A 3,823-nucleotide genomic window follows, 5' to 3' on the forward strand; every position below is an offset into this window, starting at 1 on the left:
CCACCCAACCCTCCCCATCGAGGGGAGGGCTTTGTCGGCCGGGTTTGCCCGACTCCGCGTGGAGGGTTAGAGCAGTGCGCTTCTTTCGCACCGCTCCAGACTGAACCGCCATGCACGATATCAAAGCCATCCGTGAGAACCCCGACGCCTATGTCGCCGGCTGGGCGTCGCGCGGCGTGGATGACGCGGCGGACGTGGTCGCGCGCCTGCTGGCGCTCGACGTCGAACTGCGCGGCGCCCAGACGGCGGGGCAGGACGCCCTGTCGAAGCGCAACGCCGTGTCCAAGGCCATCGGCGCCGCCATGGGCCAGAAGGACATGGCCGAGGCCGACCGGTTGAAGGCCGAGGTCGAGACGCTGAAGGGCGAGATCGCCACGGCGGCCGAGATCGAAGCGGCCAAGGGCGCCGAACTGCGCGACCTGCTGGCGGGCCTGAAGAACATGGCCGCCGCCGATGTGCCGGACGGCGAGGACGAGAGCCAGAACGTCGAGGTCCTGACCTGGGGCGAACCGCGCCGCACCGGTCCGGCCAAGGATCACGCCGACCTGGGCGAGGCGCTGGGCCTGCTGGATTTCGAAGCGGCCGCCAGGATGTCGGGCGCCCGCTTCGCCGTGTTGAAGGGCCAGTTGGCCCGTCTGGAACGCGCCATCGGGCAGTTCATGCTGGACATGCAGACGGACCAGCATGGGTATCTGGAGGTGAACCCGCCGCTGCTCGTTCGTGACGAGGCGATGTTCGGGACGGGGCAACTGCCGAAATTTGAAGCGGACTTGTTCCGAGCGCTGGCTGTGGATCGTGAGCACCTTCGATCCGAGATGCGAAGCGATCCGGAATTCAGCGGTAACCCTTCGCTTATTGATGTCGCTATCAGTGCGGTCGAAGCCACTCTTGATGCCGGTCATTTCCTTATCCCCACCGCCGAAGTCTCCCTGACCAATCTCGTGCGGGAGCAGATCCTGCCCGAGGACGAGGTGGCGACGCCGATGCGGCTGACGGCGCTGACGCCGTGTTTCCGGGCCGAGGCCGGGTCGGCGGGGCGCGATACGCGCGGGCTGATCCGCCAGCATCAGTTTTCCAAGGTCGAGATGGTTTCCATCTGCCGGCCCGAGGACTCCGACGCCGAGCACGAGCGGATGACCGGCTGCGCCGAGGCGGTGCTGCAGGCGCTGGAGTTGCCGTATCGCAAGGTGCTGCTGTGCAAGGGCGACATGGGGTTCTCGGCGCGCAAGACCTATGACCTGGAGGTCTGGCTACCCAGCCAGAACACCTATCGCGAGATCAGCTCGTGCTCGAACTGCGGCGACTTCCAGGCGCGGCGCATGGACGCCCGGTTCAAGCGCGCGGGTGAAAAGAAGACCGAGTTCCTGCACACCCTGAATGGCTCTGGCCTGGCCGTCGGCCGGACGCTGGTGGCGGTGATGGAGAACTATCAGCAGGAGGACGGCAGCATCGCCGTTCCGAAGGTGCTGCAGCCGTACATGGGCGGGCTGACGACCGTCGGGGGCGCAGCGTGATCCCTTCTCCCCTCGGGGGAGAAGGTGGCGTGCGGAGCACGACGGATGAGGGGGCTGTGTCCGCCTTCTCGACGTCGCGCATGGTGACACCTACCCCTCATCCGAGCGCCTTCGGCGCCCACCTTCTCCCCCAAGGGGAGAAGGAATATGGGGGTGCGCGATGAGAATTCTCCTCACCAACGATGATGGCATCGAGGCCGAAGGCCTTGAATGTCTTGAGAAGATCGCTCGCCAACTGTCGGACGATGTGTGGATCGTCGCGCCGCAGACCGAGCAGTCGGCCAAGGGGCGGGGGATCACCCTGACCGAGCCGCTGCGGGTCAACAAACTGGGCGACAAGCGGTTCGCTGTGACGGGGACGCCGACGGACTGCGTCATCCTGGCGGTCAACGACCTGATGCCCGAGCGGCCCGATCTGGTGCTGTCGGGCGTCAATCGCGGGCACAATGTCGGCGAGGACGTCAGCTATTCCGGCACGGTGGCTGGCGCGTTGCAGGGCATGGCCTTCGGCATCCGCTCCATCGCGCTGAGCCAGAGCCTGGAGCGGTTCCACGACGACGTGGTCGCCCACTGGGAAACGGCCGAGGCGTTCGCCCCCGGCATCATCGCCCGGCTGCTGGAGCAGAAGTGGGAGGATGGGGTGGTGATGAACCTGAACTTCCCCAAACTGCCGCCGGAACTGGTCAAGACGGTCGAGGTGACGCGCCAGGGATTCCGCGACATCGGCGAGATGCACGCCATCCGTCGCACCGATCTGCGCGGCCGCGACTATTACTGGATGGCGTTCCGCGGGGCCCCGCAGGAACATGCCGAGGGCACGGACCTGCGGGCGATGGACGAGGGAAAAATCTCGGTCACACCGCTGCATATCGACCTGACCCATATGAGCAGCGTCAATGATCTGAAGAAGGTCTTGGGCGGGGCGCCGCCAAAGGCCATATCCGCCGCATGAAGATGCACGACGATCGCGCCGGACGACTGATCCTGAGCCTGAGGCAGCAGGGCGTCACGGACGCGCGCGTGTTGCAGGCCATGGAGTCCATCGATCGCGCCCTGTTCGTGAACGAGCGGTTCCTGGATCAGGCGTGGGAGGATCAGGCCCTGCCGATCGACTGCGCCCAGACGATCAGCCAACCCTATATCGTCGGCCTGATGACCCAGGCGCTGGACGTCCAGCCGCGCCACCGGGTGCTCGAGATCGGCACCGGCAGCGGCTATCAGTGCGCGGTGCTGAGCCGGCTGGCGCGCTTTGTCTATTCGGTCGAGCGCTATCGCAGCCTGCTGACCGAGGCCGAGGGGCGGCTGAAGGCGCTGGGCGTGGACAATGTCTTCACTCGCCACGGCGACGGCGGCCTGGGCTGGCCGGAACAGGCCCCGTTCGACCGGATCATGGTCACCGCCGCCTCGCCGCACGAGCCGACCGAACTTCTGAAGCAGTTGAAGCCCGGCGGGATTCTGGTCGCGCCGGTGGGGCGGACCTCTGTGCAGATGCTGCATCGCTATACCGGCCAGGACGACGGCTCCTTCCGCCGCGAAAGCCTGAGCGAGGTGCGGTTCGTGCCTCTGGTGGAGGGCGTGGCCAAGGAGGGGTAGGGGGCGGCGCGCGGCGCCATTAACCTTTCCGCCCCACTTTCGCGCGCTTTGGCGGGTTGGCTTTGCCGGCGCGCCGGGGCACACCGGGCAGGCGAATTCACGGTAAAGAGGACAGGCGCATGGGCGGCATCACGGGATGGACCAGGGCGATGATCTTGGGCGGGCTGGCCATGTCGGCAGCGGCCTGTTCCAGCTATCCCAGCGAGCCGCGCTATTCGACCCGACCTGTGCCGACGGGGGCGCAGGCGGCGCCGCCGACGGGTTCGCCCTATGGCCCGCCCGGAAATCCGTATCCGCAGGGCGCCTATAACGACAGCGGCCCCGCCCGGGTCGAGTCGCCTGTGACCGAGCCGACCGTGACGGCGCCGGTCGCCCCGATCGAAGGGGGCAGCCTGCCCCCCGCCGGTGGCCTTCCGCCCGCCTCGACGTCGCCCTATGCGCCGCAGCCGACCTATACGCCGCCGGTCGTCACGCCTGCGCCGGTCATCCCGCCCGCCTCGGCCATGCCGGGCGCGGCCTATGTGATCCAGCCGGGCGACACCATTTCGGGCGTCGGCCGCCGGTTCCAGACCCCGGTCCAGAGCCTGATCGACCTGAACGGTCTGGGCCCGCGGGGCCAGATCAGCACGGGCCAGCGGATCATCCTGCCGGACAGCGCCGTGGATATGGGCTCTGACCCTTATGCGACCGGGCCGTCGCCCGTCGGTGTCGTGGTG

At 67.5% G+C, this 3,823-nt stretch carries 4 protein-coding genes; all 4 read left to right on the forward strand.

All coding sequences use genetic code 11. From position 1 onward, the window contains the following. Nucleotides 1–110: 110 nt before the first annotated feature. Nucleotides 111–1,514, forward strand: coding sequence for a serine--tRNA ligase (gene serS / locus EON91_RS14045; protein ID WP_292095968.1), 1,404 nt, complete (start codon nt 111–113; stop codon nt 1,512–1,514). 160 nt (nt 1,515–1,674) lie between these two features. Continuing rightward, complete coding sequence (surE, locus tag EON91_RS14050) at nt 1,675–2,466, forward strand: 5'/3'-nucleotidase SurE (protein WP_292095970.1); 792 nt, start codon at nt 1,675–1,677, stop codon at nt 2,464–2,466. Next, on the forward strand, nt 2,463–3,107 hold the full coding sequence (locus EON91_RS14055; protein WP_292095971.1) for a protein-L-isoaspartate(D-aspartate) O-methyltransferase: 645 nt from the start codon (nt 2,463–2,465) through the stop codon (nt 3,105–3,107). Before surE ends, EON91_RS14055 begins: the two co-directional genes overlap by 4 nt. Nucleotides 3,108–3,226: 119 nt before the next feature. Further along, on the forward strand, nt 3,227–3,823 hold a 597-nt coding region (locus EON91_RS14060; RefSeq protein WP_292095973.1), incomplete at its 3' end, for a LysM peptidoglycan-binding domain-containing protein.

This window comes from Brevundimonas sp., assembly GCF_004210735.1.
Classification (GTDB): Bacteria; Pseudomonadota; Alphaproteobacteria; order Caulobacterales; family Caulobacteraceae; genus Brevundimonas.